Origin of the sequence: Planococcus sp. CP5-4_YE (genome assembly GCF_019042655.1) — a bacterium.
Lineage (GTDB): Bacteria > Bacillota > Bacilli > Bacillales_A > Planococcaceae > Planococcus.
The window spans coordinates 57100-81040 of the sequence record NZ_JAHPZO010000011.1; the positions used below are offsets into that span (position 1 = coordinate 57100).

Consider the following 23941-nt stretch of genomic DNA (forward strand, 5'->3'; position numbering starts at 1 on the left):
CCATGAATCATAAAAAATACTTGGCGTTGGCCTTGCCTTTAACCTTTTCAACCGTGACGACGCCTTTGCTCGGGGCCGTGGATACGGCGGTCGTCGGGCAGCTGCCGGACCCCGCTTATCTCGGGGGCGTCGCCATCGGCACCGTAATATTCAATACGATGTACTGGCTGTTTGGCTTTTTGCGCGTCAGCACCTCAGGCTTTGCGGCTCAGGCACTTGGCGCGCGGGATGAACTGCAGGAAACGCTGTCGTTTATCCGGCCGTTTTTCATCGCGTTGTTAATCGGGCTCGTTTTCCTGCTCCTCCAAAATCCGATTGCGGCAGCTGCGATGGCCTTGCTTAATCCGGCACAAGACGTAGAGGCCTTGGCGCTGGATTATTTCCATATCCGCGTATGGGGCGTGCCGGTGACGTTCATCAATTACGTCATCCTCGGCTGGCTGATGGGCATGTCGCGCATCCGTCTGGCAGTGACGATTCAAATCGCTATGAACTTATTGAATATCGCGCTCGATTTACTGTTCGTGACAGGGTTCGCTTGGGGCGTCACCGGGGTCGCATCGGCCACCTTGATCGCCGAAGTGAGCGCGATGGTTTTGGGCATTTATTTCCTCATGAAACGGACGCAATTCACGCTCAAGCTATTGCCTCTCCAGCAAATTTTTGAAGGCGCAGCGCTGAAGAAAATGATTGCCGTCAATCAGGATTTGTTTATCCGGACTGTCTGCCTGCTCGCCGTTTTTAATATCTTTACATACAAAAGTGCTTCATTCGGCACCGAGACCTTGGCTGCCAATGCCGTGCTGATTCAAATCCATTATTTGATGGCTTATTTCTTCGACGGCTTCTCGAATGCTTCGAGTATTTTATCCGGCAAAGCGCTTGGATCGAAGGACGAAGGCTTGTATAAACGGACACTCGCTTTGGCCAGCCAATGGGCGCTTTTCACGGCGTTGTTTTTAACTGCTGTGTATGGGCTGTTCAGCGGCCCGGTCATCCGGCTATTTACCGGAATCCCGGAAGTCATCACCATTGCTTCCGATTACAGCATGTGGCTATTGCTGTTTCCGATTTCCACAAGCATAGGCATCATTTTTTATGGCATTTTCACGGGAGCCACCGAGACAGCGCCTGTCCGGAAGTCGATGATGATGGCATTGTTGCTGTTTTTGGCCATCTATTTCCTCGCCGTCCCCCTGTTCGGCAACCACGGATTATGGCTCGCGTTCATAGCATTTAGTGCGGGCCGTTCGATTTTCCTCTCCATGTATATTCCTAAGTTGAACCGGCATTTTTCGGTTTGAGTTATTTTTTCAATAAATTTCTATCCGCTCAGTTAATGAAATGATGCGATAATCGCGTCGCTTGAACACTAAAAAGCCGAAGCCCTGAAAAGAGGGTTTCGGCTTTTAGTGAGTTGAATGAGCTTTAATTTTGTGGAAATTTATGAAAATGCCTTTTAATATTGGCAGTATACGATGATAAAGGGTTTTCGATAGGATTTGTAGAAGTTTACACCATGACTGGAAGGGGATATGAATTGTGGATAATATGATGAGGTTCAACATAGGCGATATCATTGCAACATTTTTCCTTCTCGGCTTTTTCGTTTTGGCGATCGTGCTAATAGTAGTCGCCGTAAAGGCAGCGGCCAACAAGAACAAAAAGCTGCAGGCGGATGAATCGGGTTTGCAAAAACGCATCGAGGGACTGGAATTGCGTGTGGAAAAGCTGGAGAATGAACAATGAGAAGAATATAAGGATCGATAGCGAAAGGAGGAAACGGAAGTGGATATGCCTGGTGGAATCACGGTGGCGCTTATCATCTTTGGCTTGTTTTTGCTCATTACCGGGCTTTTGGTCGGCAGTATCCTCATGATGCTGAAAAAGAGCAAGTCCAATCAAGTGGACGATGTGCCGGATCAACAAACACCTGTAAAAAACGTCAAAGTAGAGGAACAGGACACACCTAAAGACGACCATCGGTAAGGAGCGGGAAAAATTGCCGCTTCTTTTTTTATCATAAAATAACATAGGAAGAGGTGCTCCAATGCAATGCGAATGGCCAAAAGGCGACGAACGGATGCAGGCTTACCATGACGAGGAATGGTGCCGGCCAAGCCGCGATGAACGCTATTTATTTGAAATGCTGAGCTTGGAAGGCGCCCAAGCAGGCTTATCCTGGCAGATCGTGCTGTCAAAACGCGATAGCTACAAAGACGCTTTTCAAAATTTCGATATAGACTATTGCGCCGCATTGACGGATGAAGCGCTTGCCGAGATCAAAGAACAATACGGCGTGATCAAACACGGTGCCAAGCTCCAATCCGTCCGGACGAATGCACGGGCGGTGAAGGAGGTCCAATCGGAATTCACCAGTTTTGCTGAGTATCTTTGGAGTTTCACGGACGGCAAAGCGGTAATCAACAAATGGCAATCGGACTCGGAGATTCCCGCCCAGTCGGAGCTGTCTATAAAAGTCAGCAAGGATTTGAAAAAACGCGGATTTAAATTTGTCGGCCCCGTTACGACGTATTCGTTTCTTCAAGCAGTAGGAATTATCGACGATCATATAATCAGCTGCCCATTTCACATCGCGAACCGAAAATAAATTAAAAAACTGGAAATGGTTGGGATTCTATATAGGATCTTTTCCATTTTTTTATGCTAAAATATGGAAAAGGGGTGAGTGAGGTGAAGTTGATATGCCAGGCCGTAGCTGGGGCCATTATGGTCCATCTTTTGTATTGGGTTGTCACATTTATGGTCGGGTATGCGAAAACGATGCTGTATCATCCGAATATCGGTGCATTATGGGCGAATGAGCACGTATTGCAGTCGGAAGTGTCTTTTGGCTACACGGTTTCGCCAATCGGGTATATGGCCAGTTTTTTCGCTACGGCCATGCTATTCTGGTGCCTCCTTGCCCTTTACAAGAAATTCGCTTCCAAGCCAAGTTGGTGAAACTTAATTGCAATGAAAACTCTGTGGAGACTGTCGAAATGACGGTCTCTTTTTGCTTGGGTGGCAGATTGCGGAATAGACTAAGCTGCTCGTTCGAAGAGGGATTCCGCGCCTTCAGTGCAGGAATCCGCTTTTTCATCTCATGGCTTTGCGTAAAAGGCTTATTTTCTTTAATCCTTACGCAAAATGGTTTATAATTATCTGTTAGTAGTAAAGATTTTGTGTCAAACAGGCATACAATAGATGATGGATTTAACACGAAAGCGGCGGATTCGAAAAGCCGCTAATACTTGCGTAGAAAAGGAAGGTATACATGAGCAATAGAGAAACTGATACAGATGTAATCTTAATCGGTGCCGGTATTATGAGTGCGACTTTGGGGATTCTCCTGAAAGAATTGTCTCCAAACATGAAAATCAATGTGTTCGAGAAATTGTCGAGCCCTGGCGAAGAAAGTTCGAACGAATGGAATAACGCCGGTACAGGCCACGCAGCCCTTTGTGAATTGAACTACACAAAAGAAAAACCGGACGGCACGATGGATATCAGCAAAGCCATCGACGTCAACGAACAATTCCAGGTATCGGCCCAGTTCTGGTCCCATCTCGTGAAAACGGGATTGTTGAAAAATCCGGATGAATTCATCCGCCCGCTGCCGCACATCAGCATGGTTCAGGGCGAAGACAATATCCGTTTCCTGAAAAAGCGTTTTGATGCCATGGCTAAAAATCCGCTCTTTACAGGCATGGAATTTTCGGATGACCCGGAAGTCCTGAAAGAATGGATGCCGTTGATCATGGCGAACCGGAAAGACGAAGAGCCAATCGCAGCGACGAAAATCGATACGGGCACGGACGTCAACTTCGGCGCTTTGACACGCATGCTGTTTGACCGTCTTGTGAAAGAAGATGTCAATGTCCATTACCGCCATATGGTGCAGGATTTGAAACAAATGAAAGACGGCCGTTGGTTGCTGAAAGTTAAAAATCTTGAAACCGGAAAACTCGACGTACACACGGCGAAGTTCGTCTTTATCGGTGGCGGCGGCGCAAGCATCCACTTGCTCCAAAAATCCGGCATCCCGGAATCGAAACATATTGGAGGATTCCCGGTCAGCGGCCTGTTCATGGTCTGCAAAAACCCGGAAGTCATCGAACAGCATCACGCGAAAGTTTACGGCAAAGCGAAAGTTGGCGCACCGCCGATGTCCGTTCCTCACTTGGATACGCGCTTTATCGACGATAAGAAATCCTTATTGTTCGGACCATTCGCAGGCTTTACACCGAAATTCCTGAAAACCGGCTCTTATATGGACTTGGTGGCCTCGGTTAAACCGAATAATGTGTTAACGATGCTATCAGGTGGAGCGAAAAACTTATCGCTCACGCAATATCTGATCCAACAAGTCATCCAGTCGAAAGAACAGCGCATGGAAGAACTGCGTGAGTTCATCCCGGCTGCGAAGAGTGAAGACTGGGAGCTCGTCGTCGCAGGACAGCGCGTCCAGGTCATCAAAGACACCGATGCAGGCGGCAAAGGCACGCTGCAATTCGGTACAGAGCTAGTCACTTCAGCGGACGGCTCCATCTCCGCGTTGCTCGGGGCATCTCCTGGAGCTTCGACAGCGGTTCACGTCATGCTGAAGCTGCTGGCCAACTGCTTCCCTCAAGAATTGGAAAAATGGGAACCGCAAATCAAGGAAATGATTCCGTCTTACGGCAAATCCTTGATGGATAACGAAGAGCTGTTAAAACACGTTCATCAATACACTGCAGAAGCACTGGATTTAAATGAAGTGAAGCCGGCAGATCACGCGCCGGAAGATTTAACACCGCAAATTTAATGAAGAGAAAGCCGCCGAGAGCAATCTTGGCGGTTTTTTTGCAAGCCTTGAAAAGCGATTAAACTATTTTGGCGGGAGGCATTTATATGGCACAAGCAGGGGATTCGCTGGAGATCACAATACGAGGCTACGAAGAAAAAGATTTGGAGCACATCCAACAGTTGAACCAACAACAAGGGTGGACAGGTCTGGTCGAGAAAAATGCCCAAACAAAAGAAGCGTGGAAAAACTCGAACATCGCTTATGTGGTAGAATCACAAGACCGGGAACTCATAGCTTATATAAGAGGAGTAACCGACGGCTCTGTCAGTACGTATATTTGCGAACTGCTTGTAGCTCAACCCTTTAGAGGACGTGGGGCTGGGAGAAGGCTACTGGACTTTGTGCACGCGTTGCACCCTGATACAAGAGTCGATCTCCTAGCATCCAGTTCGTCGAGTTCTTTTTATGAAGGCAATGGATTCCGGCCTTTTTATGGATTCAGAAAATCACTTCGCAAATAAAAAAATGCCGCTCCTGAAATTTCAGGGGCGGCATTGTATTAATTTCTGAAGTAAGGTGTTTTTTTCAACGCTGCTACGACAGGGATGGCGAGTGCCAATCCGACTGCGTTTTGCACCAGGTTTCCTGGAATGGAGGCTGCTGGAATGATCCAGCTGCTGAAGATGATCGCTTCACCGAGGTAGTAGATGGCGACCATTACCGGAATCGACAAGGTACAGGCAAGGATGTTGATGCCCATATGGTCACCGTTGCGGCCGCCCGACCAGGCGATTTTGCCGACCAGGAAGCCTTGCAACCCGCGTGCGATGATCGTGATCGGTGCCCATAGCGTCCAGCCGGACACCAAATCGAAGAGCCCCATACCGGCAGCACCGGCGATTGCGCCTTTTTTCGGCCCGAACAACAGAGCTGCCGTGAATAGCATTGTCGTGCCAAGATGGACGAGGCCGCCGTTTGCTGCAATCGGCAGGCGAATATTGAGCAGCAAGGTTGCCACGAAGACGAGTGCGATGAGCATCGATGTGATGATCATGCTATATGTGCGTCCGCTGGAGTAAGTAGTAGTTTTTTGCATGAAACCATTCCTTCTTTCCGGTCACTCAATGACACAATGCCTGTAAGTAACACCATGTAGTTTTTGATTACTTTAGCAAGTAATTGACCTAGTTGAAAGTATCAATAATAAAGAATTTTTAGGGGTCAGTTATAATAAACCCAGTTGTATTTCATGCGCTGTGGGTCAGAGAAGTGCTAATGTCTGCTATTTCCTTTACCATTAATAACAAGATGAACCGACAAGAAGGGAACGATTGTATGTTTGGCACAATCTTAATAGGTTTGACGATCTTATTTATGGCGGCGAATTTATGGTTCTTTTTCACAGGGAGAAAATTTCATAAAAGCAATTTTCATCCTCCCTTATTCCAAAAGCTATTCTATTCATTGATTGGGATCACTATCGGGTTTGCGGTGCTCTACTACTTGCTTGGCATGCAGAGTGTCGTCATACGGCTCTCCACACCCGAAGGGAAAGCTGGAGCACATGATTTCTGGGATTATTTATATTTCAGTGGGACGACGATGATGTCCGTCGGATATGGCGACTTGGTACCGGTCGGCAGTGCCCGGTTTTTCTCTTTGGTTCAAGCGGCAATTGGCTTGTTATTGCCGACCGCCTATTTTGCCAAAATCATGACGAGCGACAAAGAACATGGCCATGTCGAGCAAGAAGAAGCGTATGAGTCGGATGAGCCGAAGAACTAAAGAGCGTGGCTGTCTTGGATGACAAAAAGTTGACAGAAGGCATTGTATGAGCTATTGTTAACTACGCGATGAGCTAAGCTGCATAAGACGGACAGGCATTCCTTTATGGAACACGTTGTGGAGCGTGGCCTGATACGCCGCAGCTATCGATACATCCCGCATTTATGCGGGGTGTTTTTTAATGCCCAAAAAACCCCGTATGCCGGAATTCGGCGTACGGGGTTTTCAATTAGTTCAATAAGCGAGCCAGCCGGAATCCGCGGTGATGATGCTGCCGTTGACGAAGCTCGATTCATCGGAAGCAAGGAACAAGGCGACATAGGCGATTTCATCCGGTTTGCCGATACGCGGGTTGACTGCCATGCCGGGTTGCGTGCGGCCCATGCCGAATTCACTGATATGCGTCATGGTGGAGCCGATATTGGTCTCAACGCCGCCGGGTGCGATCGCATTGCAACGGATGCCGCTATTGGCATACATAAAGCCGGTATTTTTCGTGAAGCCGACGACCGCGTGCTTCGATGCGGTATAGGTAGCACCGGCTCGCGCTCCTTGCAAGCCCCCGGCGGATGCGATGTTGATAATATTGCCAGAGCCTTTTTCAAGGAATACTTTCAGTGCTTTTCGGGTGGCGCGCATGACCCCGGTCGTATTGATTGCGAAAATACGCTCCCAGCTATCGTCTTCGATGTCTGCGGCAGCTTCGAAATTGTCCATGATGCCGGCATTATTGACGAGGATATCGAGCGTGCCATATTCAGCGACAGTGCTGTCGACCAGGGCTTGGATATCTGCTTCTTTCGCGACATTACAAGCGACAGCAATTGCTGTGCCGCCAGTAGAGTTGATTTCTTCAGCGACAGCATCGGCTCCTTGCTGGTTAATATCGGAGACGACGACTTTCGCGCCTTCTTTGGCATACAAGGCGGCGATGGCTTTCCCCATGCCGGAAGCTGAGCCGGTGACAATTGCTACTTTCCCTTCCAATCTCATCTGATTCATCCTTTCATCGACTAGATTTTAACGCTCCAATTCACAAGCCGCTTTGAGATTTTCAAGCGTATGGCGCAGGGTGGTTCTCTCCAGCCTGTCATAGACCAAGCGCTCAGTGAAACGGTCGAAAGCGCTGTCCGGCAAATCGATCTCCAGTTCGAAGACGGCTTCCGTCCCTCCTTCCATCGAGCGATAATGGGTCTTTTGATGGGCGATAAAGCTACCCGTGATGATACCTTCCCAAAACCCTTCCTCGCCGTCGCGTTCACAACGGACCACATTGATCGTCACCGGGAAGCGCAAGCCGACAATAGAAAATACGGTCTCGACTTCAGTGCCTGCTTCGCCGGTGCCTTCGATCCTTTCCGGTTTTGATAAATGGTTGTAGAAACTCGTCCAGTTTCCCGGCTTTTTGGCGAACTGGAACACTTCGTCGATCGGTGCTTGGATGAATATGCTTTGATGGGCACGAGCCATTGCGATCTCCCCTTTGAATCGAGCTATCAATTAATGTCTGAAAATTAAGTCTATTATAAGTCGAAAGCACTGCCTGTGTAAAGCGCCTCCGCTTGAAGACGAACGCGCCATGTCGGATAATGAAAGTAAGACAATATCACGCAGAAGAAAGGGGCCGCTATGGAATTTTGGATCAGCGATAAACACATCCGCAAATTATGCGGCCAGACTGCTTATAAAAAAGGCCAGGCGTTTCAAATCGCCGGAAAAGTTAATATCACAGAAGCCAATGGCCAGTCCATTACAGCTATCGTCGAAGGGCGCAGCTCATTTCACGTCGAGCTGACTCGTTCGCAAGCCGGGACCATCCGGGCGGAATGCAGCTGCCCGCCTGTCGGGTTCATCCATACATATTGCCATCACATTGCCGCAGTAATGATTGCAGCAGAAGAGCTAGGCCAGCGGGAACGCCCGCTCGCTGAGCAAATGTTCGGCTTGTTTGAAGAAGACGACAAGCCTTCTGCCCGTTTGCATCGCTTCGACCGGCGCGTGCCGTATCACGTCGAAGCAACTGTACGCAGCGGAGGCAAAGAACAGTTGGCACTGACGTTGAGAAGCGGCACGGCAATCCTAAAAAATGTCCGGGATCCGCTGCGCTTCGTATCAGCCCTGTCGAACGGCCAATACGAGGAGACCGCAGCGATTCCATACGACCCAAGCCGCCATGCACTTGAACAACCGGTCCTGGAGCTGCTCCGGGTACTCGATAAAAGCAATCCACAGCCGGATGAAAACGGAAAGTTGCTCGTTTCCGCAAGCGATTGGGAGCGCCTATTGCCGGTGCTTCGCGTAATAACGCATGCCAAATTCGAAAATCCGCTCGGTGAAGTGCTGCCGTTTCACGTGACGGATACATTGCCGGTGTCGTTTCGGCTGGATCATGGCCATGACGGATACCGCTTGATTGTCCGGGGATTGGAGCGTCTTCAAATCTTTCCGAAATACGGCGTTGCCTTAACGGAAGAATCGATTGTGCAGCCGGCCGCAGCTGATATGAAGCGCCTGTCAGGCTTGCAGCAACTGATGCAAGGGGCGGGCGAGGAGCTGACAGTCGAGGAAAGCCAAGTCGCCCATATGATGAAAGCTGTCTTGCCGGGGCTGGAAAAACTTGGGCCGGTCATCGTGACAGAAAAGGCGATCGAGAAAATCGGAGAGACGCCGCTGCGCGCGAAACTGTATCTCGACCGTGTCCGCAGCCGATTGCTCGCTGGCCTTGAGTTTCATTACGGGCAGCTCATCATCAATCCGTGTGAAGAGACTGATGGAACCTATCGTCAGTATCCAGGCGTGTTCAGGCAGCTCGAAAAAGAACGGGCCATTATGGACTTGATGGAGTCGGGACGGTTGACGAAAACGGATGGCGGTTTCTATCTGCAGGACGAAGAAGCGGAATATGATTTCCTTTACGATACGGTGTCGCTGCTCGAACAATGGCTCGAAGTCTATGCGACGACTTCGGTGAAAATGCGCATCCAAAGAACCTTGCCAGGGCCGAAAATCCGTGTCAATCTGCCGAAAGACCGGACCGATTGGCTGGAGTTCCGCTTCGATCTCGGGGGCCTACCGGAAGAAGAATTACGGGGAATCATCCGCGCCATCCGGGAGAAAAAGCGATATTTCCGCATCCCTAACGGTACGTTAATGTCGCTTGAAACCCCAGGAATGGCGGCGTTTGAGGAATATTTGGATATCATGAACATCGATGAAGATAATTTTGAACGCGTCCAGCGCATCCCGCTGCTGGAAGGCATGCGGCTTGCCGGGAGCCTCGAACAGCATGAATTATCGGAGACTGGAACGGAATTTGCGCGCTTGCTGAGAGAGTTGCATCACCCGTGGACGCAAGCACAACAGTTGCCGGAACGCTTTGAAGGTATTTTACGGGATTACCAAAAGCGCGGATTCAGCTGGTTCCGCCTGCTCGCGAAATACGGCTTCGGCGGCATATTGGCGGATGAGATGGGACTTGGAAAAACGGTCCAAAGCATCGCTTTTGTGCAATCGGTGCTCGAGGAAATCCGGACAAATGACGAGCCGGCACTAATCGTTACGCCTTCTTCGCTCATGTACAATTGGCAAGCGGAATTTGAACGCTTTGCACCGGATATCCGGACGGTCATCGTCGATGGCCCAAAAGCAAAGCGGACGCAAGCCTTGAAAGAGTTAGGCGATGTCTACATCACTTCGTATCCGGCGCTGCGCATGGACCGGGGCGCGTATAAAGACTGGAAGTTCCATACGGTTTTCTTTGACGAAGCACAAGCCTTTAAGAATCCTGCAACACAGACTGCGAAAGCCGTAAAAGAATTGGGCGCCAGGCATCGGTTCGCGCTGACCGGGACGCCGATCGAAAACTCGCTCGATGAATTGTGGTCGATTTTCAACGTCGTCTTTCCAGCGCTGCTTCCGGACCGCAGCCAATTCGCGGAACTGCGCAACGCCGATATTGCGAAACGTGTGCGGCCGTTCCTGTTGCGCCGGACGAAAGCGGAAGTGCTCGGGGAAGTGCCGCAAAAAATCGAACGTATCGAACATTCCGAGCTCTACGAAGAGCAGAAGAAACTGTACACGGCGTATCTCGCGGAACTGCGCCACGAAGCCTTGAAGCATCTGCGCGACAACAGCATGCGCAAGAACCGGATCCGCATTCTTGCGGGACTGACGCGCCTGCGGCAATTGTGCTGTCACCCATCGTTGTTTGTGGAAGATTATAAAGGCGGTTCGGCAAAATTCGAGCAATTGCTGGAAATCCTGGAAGAGGCGCGTCTGACGGGGCGTCGCGTATTGGTGTTTTCCCAATTTACGGGCATGCTCAATCTCATTGGCCAGTCGCTGTTGCGCTCAGGAAGGTCTTATTTCTATTTGGATGGCTCGACACCGCCAAAAGAACGTGTGGAACTATGCGACCGCTTTAATGAAGGCGAGGAGGACTTATTTTTGATTTCCTTGAAAGCAGGCGGAACTGGACTCAATTTGACGGGTGCCGATACGGTCATTTTGTATGATTTGTGGTGGAATCCAGCTGTTGAACAACAGGCAGCGGACCGTGCGCACCGAATGGGGCAGAAGAGGGAAGTGCAGGTGCTGCGCTTGGTGGCGAAGGGAACGATCGAAGAGAAGATGTACGACCTGCAGCTGCGCAAGCAGGATTTGGTGGATGAGATGATCCAATCCGGTTCAGAAGCCGTGCAGTCGATGAGTGAAGAGGACATTCGAGAGATTTTGATGATTTGAATGAACTATAGATCTTCATATAGGGTTGGGATTGAGCTTCGGGCGGAAATCAAACTTCCTTGTCGCATAAATGCCGTTTTCTCCATCCTTTGTTTTACAGGTAATGAAAAAGTGCCTAGCCTTCAGGAATTTTATAGAAGATCCAATAACTGCTTTTACAGTAGTAAAGAGATAACTACTTCTTACTTTTTCTACTAAGCTTAGTTCCAGCATGTGAACAGTAGAGCAACGCCTACTCTTACGCATATTTAATTCAATGAAATCAAAAAGCAACCTCGCGCATACGGGTGAAGCGAAGTAATGAGACAGCGGGTTTCTGGCTCATTGCGAAAGCTCAACCCCAAGCGAGGCTGCGATTATTTATGTGATGAATGAACAGTGACTGCTCACAGAAACGAAAAAGTTTAGCTATCGCATATACTCTAAAAACACGAAAAGCTCTCCCTATGCGGAAGAGCTTTTTGCTATTTCTTGACGATATAAGCCATATGGCGGCCGCATTGTTTGTCTTCGCGGTAAGAGAAGCCGTCCGGGCTTTTGAAGGTGCAGCTCCGGTCGATATGAATCTGTTCGGCGGGAATGCCTGCGCGTTCCAGCTGGGTTTTGACGGTGAGCTGATTGTCGATATGGTATTTCCCGGTTTCTTCATTGAATTCGATGAACGGATCGGCATAGCCGAGTGCTTTGAATTTTACGTAGACGTCTTCATCCACTTCAAACTTCTCCTGGCTCAGCGCCATGCCGATTTGGACGCGGAAGCCTTCCGGCGCACAGTGTTCATTGGTGGTTAAATGGTCAAACAAGCTTGGCACAAGTTCTTTTACGGTTCCTTGCCATCCGGAATGCACAGCGCCGACCAACTCTTCTGTTACGTGATAGAAAGTTACCGGCACGCAATCGGCGGCGAAACTCGAGAGAACAAGCCCGGTGTCGCGTGTATAGAGCGCATCAGTATCAGCAATCGCATTATCTACTGTCCGTGCACCTTTGCCTGCGTCCGCATGCGACACTTTTTGAAAATGCTTGCTGTGGGTTTGATTGGCACAGACGAGTTCATCCATTGTGTAACCGAGCGCGGAAAGTAAGGTTTCCCGGTTCTCGAGTGAATGCTCGCGGTGGTCTCCGGCGTGGAGCGCGAGGTTATTACCGCCGCTTGTCTGCGGATTTTTTACGGTTATGCCCGCTGTATAGAAATCGTTGTCGATATAAGTTTTTCGGTTCAAGTCTATCCCCTCCGCTCCCATTGTAGCGAAGGCTCGGTTCGTTCGCCAATAGCTGGCAAGAGAATCCGCGTTTTTCATCATTCCGAAGTGATTGGAAGGCCGGGTGCTTCGATTATTTGGTAAGATAAGAAGAAAGAAAGTCGAGGTGATGGCATGGAGCCGGAAAAGATTTTGAAAAAAGTCCAAGGACGGGTGCCGGAAGTACTCGGCAACCGGGATTTCTCGAAATATGCGATCCTTCTTCCATTGATTGAAAAAGAAGACGGCGTCCATATCCTGTTTGAAGTGCGTTCGTTTGAAATGAGGCGGCAGCCGGGGGAAATCTGTTTCCCAGGTGGGCGCATCGACCATGGGGATGAAGATGAGCAAGAAACGGCTTTGCGTGAGACGATGGAAGAGCTCGGCATCCAAAAAGAGGCAATCAGCAATGTGTTTCCACTCGATTACATCGTTTCGCCATTTGGCATGATTGTTTATTCGTTTGCAGGGTTTATCGACCCCGAAACGGATTTTGTGCCGAACGCGGCAGAAGTCGATACGGTCTTCACGGTGCCGCTTCAATTTTTCCTAGAAAACGAGCCGCGTGTTTACCGCATCGATTTCGATATTCAGCCGGAGGAAAGTTTTCCGTATGACTTGATTGCCGGCGGCGAAAACTATAGCTGGCGGGCACGTCAAGTGGATGAATTTTTCTATTTATACGAAGACCGCGTCATTTGGGGGCTAACAGCGAAAATTCTTATGCATTTTATGGAATTGATCCGCTGAGCCGATTGGCCGATATTTAGTGAATTCGGCTAACAGCCTTTTAAGTACTTAGCAAAGTGTGTATAATTATTCGAAATCGTGAAAATAAAAACATACTGCAAAAGGGGATATGACCATGACGACTTATCAATTGGAAGTAATCGAGAATACTGCGAAGAAAGACAAGCCGGCGCAAGACCAGATTCCATTCGGCCAAACTTTCACTGATTATATGTACATCATGGAATACGAAACGAATAAAGGGTGGCATGAACCGAAGATTGTACCTTATGGCCCGATTTCTTTGGATCCGGCAGCGATGATCTTCCATTACGGCCAAACGGTTTTTGAAGGCATGAAGGCCTATCGCACAGAAGACGGGCGCGTATTGCTGTTCCGTCCGGAGAAGAACTTTGAAAGACTCAATTTGTCGAGCGAGCGTCTTAGCATCCCGGCAATCGATGAAGAATTGGCGCTAGAGCATATGAAGCAATTGATCAAGCTCGAAAAAGACTGGGTGCCGAAAACACCAGGTACTTCTCTTTATATCCGCCCATACATCATCTCGACTGATGCAAATTTGGCAGTGGGGCCCTCATCTACATATAAATATATGGTCATTCTGTCGCCTGTCGGCTCGTATTTCCCGGGGGGCCTGCAACCCGTGGTCATTCATGTAGAAGATAAGTTCACGCGTGCAGTCAAAGGCGGCACGGGGATGGCGAAAACGGCCGGGAACTATTCTTCCGGCTATCAGGCGCAAGCGAATGCCAAGAAAGAAGGCAACGCAGACGTCTTATGGCTCGATGGTGTCGAGAAGCGCTATATCGAAGAAGTCGGCAGCATGAATATCTTCTTTAAAATCGATGGCGAAGTGTTCACCCCTGAACTCAATGGCAGTATTTTGAAAGGCATCACGCGCATGTCAATCATCGAATTATTGAACTCATGGGGAATTCCAGTGACGGAAAAACGCATGGCCATCGATGAACTTTACGAAGCGTACCAAGCCGGAAAAGTCGAGGAAGTCTTTGGCACGGGGACGGCTGCGGTCATTTCCCCGGTCGGCGAACTCAACTGGCAAGGCCAGAAAATGATCATCAACAACCACGAAATCGGTGAGTTGTCGCAAAAACTGTACGATACGATTACTGGCATCCAGACCGGCAAAGTCGAAGATACACTGGACTGGACCGTGGAAATCAACTAAATCAGTGCATGTAAAAAGCCGTATTTTCCGAAGCTTGTCGCTCGCTTTCCGTGGGCTCGCGCCCAAGCCTCCTCAGCCGCTTCGCGTCTTGCGGGGTCTCGGTCGTCTCGCTTTACCACTGGAGTCGAGCGAACGCTTCTCCAAATACTTAGATAGATCATTGATTTTTGAATGTAGAAAAAAAGTACATTCTAATTTATAGCAGATTATTAGACTTCTTCAACACTTTGAAAAAGCCCGGACATCAATTGTACGGGCTTTTTTTCTGTTCGTATTTCTTCAGGAGGTATGACAACCATTTGGCAGGGGCGTAATCGTAGATATTGGCCTGCAAGCCGTGGAGGATGGCGCGTCTTGGTGTGTCAGATTGGATCTCCTCAGCGAGCAGCGAGATCGATTCGGCGATGAGCGGCGGGTGCTGCTCGTCTTCTAGCAATTCATCGATCACCATCAGCAACTTTTCAGAGGTGGTCACTTCTTCAGGGCCAGGCATCGGCAATTCGACCATTTCTTCCGTCAGGTAAGCGGTATGGGAGTAAGCTGCCAGCACATTGGTTTTTTCCACGAGGAGATCTGCAATTTTTCCGATATCGTGCGGGTAAGGGTGGAACAACACTAGCTGCGAATAAATGCGCACGAAGCCTTTGATAGAAATAAGCAAGTCATAGCGCCGGCCCTGTAGCTGTTCCCCATGCAACTCGTCCAATAAAGCCAGCAGCGAACGGTCGATCCAGGCGTCGTAATGGATGAGCTTCTCCAGGATTTCCTCGTTCAGGGCATGCATCGGCTCCTGTGCGTAGATTTTGGCGAAGTCGGCATGCTTTTCGAGCAGGGCTAAATGGGCAAGAAAATATAGACGGAGCTTTTCATCTGCATTTTTAGGGCTATTGACTACTTGATCAATATCAGCGACCAATCCCCTCATGAATGAATCGATGATTTCTTTAATCAATGATTCTTTGGATGGAAAAGATAAATAGAATGCGCCCTTTGAGATACCCGCATCTTCTGTGATGTGTTGAACAGACGTTGCTTCAATGCCTCTTTCTGCAAAAAGCTGCAAGGCCGATCCTAAAATTTGTTGCTTTTTTGGCATAATCGATTCCTCTTTTCATATCGCTTCTTCGACATCTGGCCATTCGGTTGTTGATGTCTGATGTTAAAGGGGTTTCGTTAAAGAAAGGGAGAATTGATGCAAGGTGTCCTGAAAAATCGCCATTTGGTTATGAACTTTAATTGTAACCTTTGACGGTATTTATTCAATAAGGCAATCAAAGATAAATAGATGTTCCAATAGAGTATAGCTAAGTTGCCGTAGGCGAAGGTACACGAAAAAATATACATTTTCTTAGTGGGGCTTGCTCGCTTCTATACGTTCCTTCACACGATTAAGTAGAGAAGACATTGTAATACTTGATTTTCTGATAAAAACCGAATTTTCAGTTTAATCTTATTGTTTTTTCCAGAAAAATCCTTCATGATAGAGCTAATAATAAGCTTGCCTCAAAAGGAGATGGGGTCATGAAGCTAAGCGAACGATATATCCGGGCAGTGCTCGAACGGCTACCGCAAAACAAACGGCAGCAAGCTGAACAAGATCTGAGAAAAAAATTATCGGAACGGCTTACGGCAAACAGTACCGAAAACGAGGAGCGGATAGTCCTTCAGGAATTCGGCCATCCGGCACTGATGGCGGAGCATTACGGTAAAGTGAGGCGTTATTTGATCGGCCCGCGCTATTTCGATTTGTATGTGCGCTTGCTGCGGCTGGTCATTCCGCTGGCTGTCCTGATTACGCTTATCGTCGTGACCATTGTCAGCATCGTTTCGGGAGTCGGCCAGGCCGAGACGCTGGTCACGGTGCTCGTTTCATTGATTGGCAATATCATCAGCGCGATTTTCAATACCATCATGCAGACTTTGTTCTGGGTCACGCTTGTTGTCGCCGTGATGGACTGGGCGGATAAATCGGGCGTGGAGACGCCGCTCGGGCTAACGATGGAAGAATGGACGCCTGATGACTTGAAAGAGTGGGGAGGGCAGGAGGCGCTGCTCGAACCGGTTGAAGCGAAAGTGGCGAAAAGCCAGGTTTTCGGCAGTTTGATCTGGATGGTTATCTGGACGACGGTCTATTTCAATGCCGATAAAGTGCTCGGCATCTACACTGACAATGGGGAAGGCTTGCGCTTTCAAATGGCGGTATTCAACCAAGATGTGCTGGTGTCCTATTGGCCATTCATTGCACTCGTCATCGTGCTGGAATTGTCGCTTGCCATCTGGCAATGGCGCGCAGGCTATTGGAATTATCGGCTGGCCACATTCAACGCCGCGGTACAAACGGTTTCCGTGCTCGTGTTCATCTTGATCTTCACCAATTCTCAATTGCTCAATCCGGAATTTCGCCAATTCCTCACCGAGACATTTGGCGGAACCAATGCCCTGACCTGGATTTTCGGCGCCATCTTAGTGATGATGATCTTCGGGACTTTAAGTGATGTTATTCAAGGGTATCGGCGAGCAGGAAAGCGGCGCCAGCCAGTGGAAACGCCGCCGCATTGACTGTGGTACTTTAGAATGAAATAGCAACACTTGTGCGCGTTTTGCCCGTATCCCTTGTGGTACGGGCTTTTGTTGATTCTTAAATAAAACTTTATACCTATTTTATATGTAAAATGAAAGCCCTTACATGAGGCGAAATCCCCTCCCTGAACTTGAAATACCTTCTGGTTATGTTACACTTGCCACTTGTGATTGGCGTGTTGCAGGCGATCAGCTGCCGGTTGGAATTTATGATCGGCGAAGAATACGCATCCGCCATCTCCGGAACTGGAAATGGTTTATAATGAAACGTGTATTTTGAATAAATATTCATAAATATGTAATTTTTATTGTTTCGATAACCGTTATATAAGTATTTCCAAAATTAATAGTTGACTTAAAATTCATTTAATTGCATAATAATTCTTATTATCAGACGACACTAAGTCAGCCATTGTAAAGCGTTTTACGGAGACTGGGTTCTTCCGCTTTTGATCGTAATGGGAGAGCTCATTAAATAATCAAAATCGGGTGGTGACTGTAACAATGGAAAAGAAAAGAATAGTAGTGAAAATAGGAAGCAGCTCATTGACGGACAGCCACGGTAAATTGTCCATCACGAAGTTGCGCGAACACGTGGGGGCATTGGCTCGCTTGAAAGAAGCAGGCCATGATGTCATCTTGATCTCATCTGGCGCAGTTGCAGCCGGATGCACAAGCATGGGGTATTTATCCCGTCCAGATACAGTAGTCGACAAGCAATCCGCAGCAGCTGTTGGACAAAGCTTGCTCGCACAAGCGTACGCGACGGAATTCAAGAATTTCGATATCGTCTCTGCGCAATTATTGTTGACGAAAGACTTGTACCAAAAAGCAGACGATACCATTTCGAAATTATTGGAGCGCGGCATGATGCCGGTCATCAACGAAAACGATTCGGTGGCAGTCGAGGAATTGACCTTCGGCGATAACGATATGCTTTCGGCACTTGTCAGCGGCCTTGTCCGTGCAGACCAATTGATCATTCTGACGGACATCAACGGCATCTATGCAGATAATCCAAAAACCAACCCAGCCGCTGAACGATATACCCACCTGAAAGATATTCCGGATGAGTTAATGGAAGCGGCATCGGGCGCTGGGTCAGATGTAGGGACGGGCGGTATGAAAACGAAAGTGGAAGCCGCCAAAACAGCGCACAACTTCGGCGTCGACGTATTTATCGGCACAGGAGAAGGCGACGAAAAATTGGTTGAGATCATGAATGGCAACGGCGACGGGACGTATATCGCAAAACCCGTTAAAGAATTAGCGTAAGGAACGGAAATTCGAAAGGAGAAGATTGGATGACAGAAGTTCTTCAAAAGGAAGCACATTTGGAGACAGAACTGGTACAAAAAGCGAAACTAGCGAAAGCGGCAGCGGGGGAACTCGCTAAAGCCGACACCACCCTGAAAGATAAAGCATTAGAACTCATCTCCCAGCAATTAATGGCTGAAAAAGCGTTTATCTTGAAAGAAAACTTGAAAGACATTGAAGCGGGACGTGCGAATGGCATGAGTGAATCGCTCGTTGACCGCCTCAAGCTCGATGAAGAGCGCTTAGCAGATATGGCGGATGCGCTGATCCAATTGACCAAACTGACAGACCCGGTCGGCGAAGTACTTGAGCATTGGCAACAGCCGAATGGTCTCGATATGAGCAAAGTACGCGTACCGCTTGGCGTGGTGGGCATGATTTATGAAGCCCGCCCGAACGTCACAGTAGATGCGTCGAGCCTGTGCTTGAAAACCGGCAACGCGGTCGTCCTGCGCGGCAGTTCAACAGCGATTCACTCGAACACGGCGATTGTAGCGGTCATTCACCGCGCGCTTGAACAAAGCGAATTGCCAGTGGATTCGGTGCAATTGCTCGAAGATACGAGCCGTGAAGCAGCATCTGCCATGTTCAAGCTGAACGATTATTTGGATGTGTTAATTCCGCGCGGCGGCGCCAACTTGATCAAGACGGTCGTCCAGAATTCGACCGTGCCGGTACTTGAGACAGGCGCAGGCAATTGCCACGTCTATATCGATGAAACGGCAGACAAGGACATGGCGATCAATATCGCATTGAATGCGAAAACCCAGCGTCCATCCGTCTGCAACTCGTGCGAAACCATTCTCGTTCACGAGAAATGGGCCGAGCAGCATCTGCCGGAATTGATCGAAGCCTTGCAGGCAAAAGACGTGAAAATCCACGGCGATGAAGCTGCGCAGCAAGCAGGCATCGACATCATCCCGGCCGAAGAAGCAGACTGGGGCACTGAATACTTGGCTTATGAACTCGCGCTGAAAACGGTAGGAAGCGTAGATGAAGTGGTCAAGCATATCAATCAGTACGGCACGAAGCATTCCGAGGCAATCATTTCGGAACATGCGGAAAACGTCCAGCAATTCTTCACGGAAGTGGATGCAGCAGCGGTCTACCATAACGCGTCGACGCGCTTTACGGACGGTTTTGAATTCGGCTTCGGCGCCGAAATCGGCATCAGTACGCAAAAGCTCCATGCACGCGGGCCGATGGGGTTGCCAGCACTGACTTCAACAAAATATATCATCAAAGGCAACGGCCAAATAAAATAAAAAAAGCGGAGACTGCGGTCTCCGCTTTTTTCTGTTCATTTATAAAGCGTTCAATAATTCGTTTTCGCCCGGCGGTGTTTCCACATCATGAGCTGGTAGCGCACGGTGCAGCCGATGCAATAGCCCATAAGCGCGACACCAGCCGCGACAATGACCATCGCTCCGAAGACGGTAGCGATAATTGATAACCCGGCTGCGGAAAACAGCAAGGCGAGACCGAGGCAGACAGTGGCAATCCATTGGTTGAACAATTGCTGGTCGCGGTCTTCCTGGAGATAACTGCTAGGTGGATTCGGCAAAAAGCGTCTGCCGAATGCGATCACCGGGTTTTTCTTCGTGATCAAGGTAATGGCTCCAATGACAAAAGGTACGAGCAAGATGAGCGGATGAACAATGAGTCCGATTAACGTAGTGATGACAAGAAAAGCTTGATTGAGCTGGACGAGCGGTTTTGGAATGGTCATATTTAATCCCTCCGAGTTTTGTATGGCTGATCGGCTCTGAATCAAGCCGCATGGGCAGGAGAATAGGTTTGCATAAAGTTTCTCCTTATTATACATAGTTGATTACTCGGAATAAAGAAAACAGCTCAAAAAAACACTGTTCACATCAATCGAGAGATGAACAGCGAAGCAAGCCCGAAATAAATGAGCAGCGAGAAAATATCATTGATGGTCGTGATCAGCGGCCCTGAGGCGACAGCCGGGTCTATTTTCAAACGATACAGGATGAGCGGGATGATGGTGCCGGCGAGCGTCCCGATGATCAAGGTCAAAAGTAATGAACTGCCGACGACGAGCCCGAGCACCAGGCTGCCTTGCCAAATGTAGGCGATGAGCAAAATCAACACGGCACAAGTGACGCCGATGATGATGCCGACCCATAATTCACGCAAGATGAGCTTGAATGTGCCTTTTTTGTCAGGCTGCTGGGCGACCAGGCCGCGAACGACGACCGCGAGCGACTGCGTGCCGGTATTGCCGGTCATGCCGGCAATCATGGGCATGAAGAACGCCAAGGCGACAACCGTCTGCAAGGTGTCTTCAAAGCGGCTGATGATGCCGCCGGAAATCAGCCCGATAAATAAGAGCAAAATCAGCCAAGGCAAACGGCGGTAAGCCGCGACAAAAGGGGGAGTCTGGAAGTCGATGGATTTACCGGATGCGGAAAGCTTTTCGATGTCTTCATTCGCTTCCTGCAAGACGACATCAATGACATCATCAACCGTGATGATGCCGAGCAGCCGGTTTTCTGTATCGACGACCGGCAAAGTGATGAAATCGTAGCGGCCGATTATGTCTGCGGCGATTTCCTGGTCGGTCAAGGCATCGACTTTGACGACGCGTGTATACATAACATCGTCAATTTGTTCATCGAGTTCCCCGAGAATCAAATCTTTATAAGAAACGACCCCAAGCAGCTTCTTGTCGTCATCGACCACATATAAATAGTTCAAGTACTCGGCAATTTCCGCGAAATCGCGGATCTTATCGATCGCTTCCCGGATCGTATAATGCTGCGGAATCCAGACATAGCGGTTGTTCATGATGCGGCCCGCTGTTTCCGGCGGGTAGTTCATGGTCTTTTGGATGTAGGAAGATTCGTCGCGGTTCATGCGCGATAGAAGGTCTTCGATGATATGCGGCTCCAAATCGGATAATAGCGAGACAAGATCGTCGTTATCCATCAAGTCGAGCACTTTGGTCGATTGGTCCATCGACATCCGTTCAAGCAAACGCACTTGTTCGTTCCGGTGAAGTTCCTGCATGAGCTCGGTCAATTGCCGGACCGTCAGATGAAGCAAAAAGCGCTCATGGTGCTTTTCTGGCAAATGGCGGTATTGGACGGCGATGTCATAAGGCTGCAGCTCATCGAGAATGTGCTGGAAGTCCTGCGTCCGCCCGTCTTTTAATGATTGGATTAACGCTAAAGTGATTTCGTTTTCTGTCATCGCAAGACGGCAGCTCCTTCCGGGATGGCCATAAGTGCGAGGCGGCCTCATTTCTTCTTTCCCCAAAAGGGAGACGGTCACGCTCATTAGTTTTTAAAATATCTTCATTGCCGTTCAGGCGCATAATTGGCGATCAAGACCCCTTGGTCGGTCGAAAAACTTTTCAGTAATTTGAAGGCTTTGGGCGATACGCCATCCCGAAACAGGTTTTTTCCTTCGCCCAATAGCAGTGGAAAGGTCATCAAATGCAATTCGTCGACCAAATCATGTTCGATCAAGGTGTCGATGAGTTCGCCGCTGCCATACACGAGTAAGCGCTGGCCGGTTTTCTTCAACTTTTTGATCTCGCAGACGAAGTCATGATTGATCAGGCGTGCATTCCACTCGGTCCGCTTCAATGTAGTCGACACGACATATTTCGGAATCTCATTCATACGATCCGCAAAGCCATGTTCATCTTCGGCATTCGGCCAAGTGGCAGCAAACCCTTCATATGTGACGCGCCCGAGCAGCAAAGCATCATTCCGGTATAGCTGGCCCAGTTGAAACTGGGCGAGTTCATCGTCCCAATAAGCAGCTGTCCACGAGGGCTCTTCCATGACGCCGTCGAGTGTGACATACATCGAAACAGTCAGTTTCCCCATGTTCATCTTCTCCTTTCCACAATAGGATGCCGGAAGCTTAGGCAATACGATTACACTTCGGGGCGGGCTGAGGAGAATCCTGCTTTGAACTATTCCGAATTCCGAAAAATCGGTTTAATCTGAAAATTTATATGGCAATGAAATCAGTATAGTGGCAAAATAAATACAAGCAATCATTCCATTTTACAAAGGGGTTAGAGAACATGACAGAGGAGAAAAAACGTCCAAATCAACAGGAGATTGAAGTGCCTTTTTGGCTGGCTTTGCTGCCGCTGATTTTCATGGTGGCGGCCATGGCTGTGACAATCATCATTTTCGAAGGCAGCCCGCATATTCCTTTGCTTCTTGGCACGACCATTGCGGTCATCATCGCCTGGCGGTTGGGGTATCGCTGGCATATGATTGAAGAAGGGGCCTATAAGGGCATCCGTCTCGCGCTTCCGGCTTTGGTCATTATCATCATGGTCGGCATGATCATCGCTTCGTGGATCGGCGGAGGCATTGTCGCGACAATGATTTATTATGGCCTGAAAATCATTACGCCGTCTTTATTCCTCGTTACGATTTGTTTGATCTGCGCACTGGTTGCCGGTGCGATCGGCAGTTCCTGGTCGACGATGGGCACCGTGGGCATCGCCGGGATGGGCATTGGAGCAAGTATGGGAATTCCGGCGGCAATGGTCGCTGGAGCGGTCATCTCGGGTTCTTATTTCGGAGACAAGATGTCACCGCTATCTGACACAACCAACTTGGCAGCAGGCGTCACGAACACCAATTTGTTCGTCCATATCCGCCACATGATCTACACGACTATTCCAGGCATGATCATTGCCCTCGGCGCTTACTTTTTCCTCGGCCGCCAGTTTGCCGGGAACTCGGTCGACAGCGGCAATATCAATACCATCCTGGCGTCGCTTGAAGAGAATTTTGTTATCTCGCCGTGGCTCTTGCTCGTGCCTTTGGCGGTCATCGTCTTGGTGATGAAGAAAGTGCCGGCATTGCCGGCACTAGGCATCGGCATCGTGCTGGGCTGGCTGTGCCATATCTTGGTGCAGGGCGGATCGGTTGCAGAAGCGGTCAATGCGCTGCATGATGGCTATGTCATCACGTCTGGCAACGAAGTCGTCGATTCCTTGTTCAATAGAGGCGGCATCGATTCGATGATGTTCGTGATTTCCTTGACGATTTTCGCCATGACGTTTGGCGGCGTGTTGGAACATACAGGCATGTTGAAATCGATTGTCACCAAGATCTTGATGCTGGCAAAAACAGCCGGCAGCCTAATCGCTGCGACTGTGGCGTCCGCGTTCTTAACGAACGTCACGGCGTCTGAACAGTATATTTCGATTCTATTGCCTGGGCGGATGTATGCGCGGGCATACCAAGACCAGGGCTTGCATTCGAAAAACCTGTCGCGGGCACTTGAAGACGGCGGGACGATCACCTCGCCATTCATTCCGTGGAATACATGCGGCGTGTTTATCCTGGCGACACTAGCGGTGCATCCATTCGCCTATGCGCCGTACGCGGTACTGAATTACTCGGTGCCGATCATCGCCATCCTGATGGCCTTCCTCGGTTGGAAAGTCGAATTCATGACCGATGAGGAAATGCAGAAACTTAAAGACCGCGAAGCGCGCATGGAAATGGATGCGCAGCAAGAACCGGTGTAACAACAGCAAAACGG

Annotated in this window: 23 protein-coding genes; 15 read left to right on the forward strand and 8 right to left on the reverse strand. The window is 49.2% G+C overall.

The features are described from left to right. Nucleotides 1–2 precede the first annotated feature (2 nt). The 7 genes from KTG14_RS12700 (at nucleotide 3) to KTG14_RS12730 (ending at nucleotide 5310) form a co-directional block, all read left to right on the forward strand. The gene (locus KTG14_RS12700) at nucleotides 3–1304 is read left to right on the forward strand and encodes an MATE family efflux transporter (protein ID WP_216971270.1); all 1302 of its coding nucleotides are present in this window, start codon (nucleotides 3–5) and stop codon (nucleotides 1302–1304) included. A gap of 238 nt (nucleotides 1305–1542) precedes the next feature. Then, on the forward strand, nucleotides 1543–1749 hold the full coding sequence (locus KTG14_RS12705) for a hypothetical protein (protein WP_216971271.1): 207 nt from the start codon (nucleotides 1543–1545) through the stop codon (nucleotides 1747–1749). A gap of 39 nt (nucleotides 1750–1788) precedes the next feature. After that, a complete protein-coding gene (locus tag KTG14_RS12710; RefSeq protein ID WP_216971272.1) occupies nucleotides 1789–1989 on the forward strand; it encodes a hypothetical protein in 201 nt (66 codons plus the stop codon). Between the two features lie 61 nt (nucleotides 1990–2050). Then, the gene (locus KTG14_RS12715; protein WP_216971273.1) at nucleotides 2051–2611 is read left to right on the forward strand and encodes a DNA-3-methyladenine glycosylase I; all 561 of its coding nucleotides are present in this window, start codon (nucleotides 2051–2053) and stop codon (nucleotides 2609–2611) included. Between the two features lie 83 nt (nucleotides 2612–2694). Further along, nucleotides 2695–2964 carry a hypothetical protein gene (locus tag KTG14_RS12720; protein ID WP_216971274.1) on the forward strand — a complete coding sequence of 90 codons (270 nt, stop codon included), beginning with the start codon at nucleotides 2695–2697 and terminating at the stop codon, nucleotides 2962–2964. Between the two features lie 313 nt (nucleotides 2965–3277). After that, nucleotides 3278–4807, forward strand: coding sequence for a malate dehydrogenase (quinone) (gene mqo, locus KTG14_RS12725; RefSeq protein WP_216971275.1), 1530 nt, complete (start codon nucleotides 3278–3280; stop codon nucleotides 4805–4807). Nucleotides 4808–4893: 86 nt separating this feature from the next. Continuing rightward, the gene (locus KTG14_RS12730) at nucleotides 4894–5310 is read left to right on the forward strand and encodes a GNAT family N-acetyltransferase (RefSeq protein WP_216971276.1); all 417 of its coding nucleotides are present in this window, start codon (nucleotides 4894–4896) and stop codon (nucleotides 5308–5310) included. A gap of 38 nt (nucleotides 5311–5348) precedes the next feature. Here the strand turns inward: KTG14_RS12730 and KTG14_RS12735 are convergent, their stop codons facing one another. Continuing rightward, the gene (locus KTG14_RS12735) at nucleotides 5349–5885 is read right to left on the reverse strand and encodes an ECF transporter S component (protein ID WP_216971277.1); all 537 of its coding nucleotides are present in this window, start codon (nucleotides 5883–5885) and stop codon (nucleotides 5349–5351) included. A gap of 239 nt (nucleotides 5886–6124) precedes the next feature. On the opposite strand from KTG14_RS12735, the gene KTG14_RS12740 reads away from it, so the two are divergent. Continuing rightward, nucleotides 6125–6574, forward strand: a complete 450-nt coding sequence (locus tag KTG14_RS12740) for a potassium channel family protein (RefSeq protein WP_216971278.1) — start codon at nucleotides 6125–6127, stop codon at nucleotides 6572–6574. Between the two features lie 234 nt (nucleotides 6575–6808). Here KTG14_RS12740 and KTG14_RS12745 read toward each other — a convergent pair whose 3' ends face one another. Both KTG14_RS12745 and KTG14_RS12750 read right to left on the reverse strand, forming a co-directional pair. Beyond that, nucleotides 6809–7567 (reverse strand): SDR family oxidoreductase, encoded by a 759-nt coding sequence (locus KTG14_RS12745; protein ID WP_216971279.1) that lies wholly within the window; start codon nucleotides 7565–7567, stop codon nucleotides 6809–6811. Between the two features lie 27 nt (nucleotides 7568–7594). Next, on the reverse strand, nucleotides 7595–8044 hold the full coding sequence (locus tag KTG14_RS12750) for an SRPBCC family protein (protein WP_216971280.1): 450 nt from the start codon (nucleotides 8042–8044) through the stop codon (nucleotides 7595–7597). Nucleotides 8045–8203: 159 nt separating this feature from the next. On the opposite strand from KTG14_RS12750, the gene KTG14_RS12755 reads away from it, so the two are divergent. After that, the gene (locus KTG14_RS12755) at nucleotides 8204–11317 is read left to right on the forward strand and encodes a DEAD/DEAH box helicase (protein ID WP_216971281.1); all 3114 of its coding nucleotides are present in this window, start codon (nucleotides 8204–8206) and stop codon (nucleotides 11315–11317) included. A gap of 464 nt (nucleotides 11318–11781) precedes the next feature. Here KTG14_RS12755 and KTG14_RS12760 read toward each other — a convergent pair whose 3' ends face one another. Beyond that, the gene (locus KTG14_RS12760; protein WP_216971282.1) at nucleotides 11782–12540 is read right to left on the reverse strand and encodes a purine nucleoside phosphorylase YfiH/LACC1 family protein; all 759 of its coding nucleotides are present in this window, start codon (nucleotides 12538–12540) and stop codon (nucleotides 11782–11784) included. Between the two features lie 153 nt (nucleotides 12541–12693). Between KTG14_RS12760 and KTG14_RS12765 the strand changes: the two genes are divergently transcribed. Both KTG14_RS12765 and KTG14_RS12770 read left to right on the forward strand, forming a co-directional pair. Next, a complete protein-coding gene (locus KTG14_RS12765; protein WP_216971283.1) occupies nucleotides 12694–13308 on the forward strand; it encodes an NUDIX hydrolase in 615 nt (204 codons plus the stop codon). A gap of 115 nt (nucleotides 13309–13423) precedes the next feature. Next, the gene (locus KTG14_RS12770; protein WP_216971284.1) at nucleotides 13424–14497 is read left to right on the forward strand and encodes a branched-chain amino acid aminotransferase; all 1074 of its coding nucleotides are present in this window, start codon (nucleotides 13424–13426) and stop codon (nucleotides 14495–14497) included. A gap of 244 nt (nucleotides 14498–14741) precedes the next feature. Here the strand turns inward: KTG14_RS12770 and KTG14_RS12775 are convergent, their stop codons facing one another. After that, nucleotides 14742–15593, reverse strand: coding sequence for a TetR/AcrR family transcriptional regulator (locus KTG14_RS12775; protein WP_216971285.1), 852 nt, complete (start codon nucleotides 15591–15593; stop codon nucleotides 14742–14744). Between the two features lie 425 nt (nucleotides 15594–16018). Here KTG14_RS12775 and KTG14_RS12780 point away from each other — a divergent pair, with 425 nt between their 5' ends. The 3 genes from KTG14_RS12780 (at nucleotide 16019) to KTG14_RS12790 (ending at nucleotide 19659) form a co-directional block, all read left to right on the forward strand. Beyond that, nucleotides 16019–17056, forward strand: coding sequence for a hypothetical protein (locus tag KTG14_RS12780; RefSeq protein ID WP_216971286.1), 1038 nt, complete (start codon nucleotides 16019–16021; stop codon nucleotides 17054–17056). Between the two features lie 525 nt (nucleotides 17057–17581). Beyond that, nucleotides 17582–18352, forward strand: coding sequence for a glutamate 5-kinase (gene proB / locus KTG14_RS12785; RefSeq protein ID WP_068459313.1), 771 nt, complete (start codon nucleotides 17582–17584; stop codon nucleotides 18350–18352). A 29-nt stretch (nucleotides 18353–18381) separates the two neighbouring features. Beyond that, nucleotides 18382–19659 (forward strand): glutamate-5-semialdehyde dehydrogenase, encoded by a 1278-nt coding sequence (locus KTG14_RS12790; protein ID WP_216971287.1) that lies wholly within the window; start codon nucleotides 18382–18384, stop codon nucleotides 19657–19659. Between the two features lie 50 nt (nucleotides 19660–19709). On the opposite strand, the gene KTG14_RS12795 is transcribed toward KTG14_RS12790, so the two are convergent. The 3 genes from KTG14_RS12795 to KTG14_RS12805 form a co-directional block, all read right to left on the reverse strand. Further along, nucleotides 19710–20123 carry a DUF4395 domain-containing protein gene (locus tag KTG14_RS12795; RefSeq protein WP_216971288.1) on the reverse strand — a complete coding sequence of 138 codons (414 nt, stop codon included), beginning with the start codon at nucleotides 20121–20123 and terminating at the stop codon, nucleotides 19710–19712. A gap of 140 nt (nucleotides 20124–20263) precedes the next feature. Further along, on the reverse strand, nucleotides 20264–21610 hold the full coding sequence (gene mgtE / locus KTG14_RS12800) for a magnesium transporter (protein WP_254178154.1): 1347 nt from the start codon (nucleotides 21608–21610) through the stop codon (nucleotides 20264–20266). Between the two features lie 104 nt (nucleotides 21611–21714). Further along, on the reverse strand, nucleotides 21715–22254 hold the full coding sequence (locus KTG14_RS12805) for a dihydrofolate reductase family protein (protein WP_216971290.1): 540 nt from the start codon (nucleotides 22252–22254) through the stop codon (nucleotides 21715–21717). A 203-nt stretch (nucleotides 22255–22457) separates the two neighbouring features. Between KTG14_RS12805 and nhaC the strand changes: the two genes are divergently transcribed. After that, nucleotides 22458–23927, forward strand: coding sequence for a Na+/H+ antiporter NhaC (gene nhaC, locus KTG14_RS12810; protein WP_216971291.1), 1470 nt, complete (start codon nucleotides 22458–22460; stop codon nucleotides 23925–23927). Nucleotides 23928–23941: the final 14 nt, after the last annotated feature.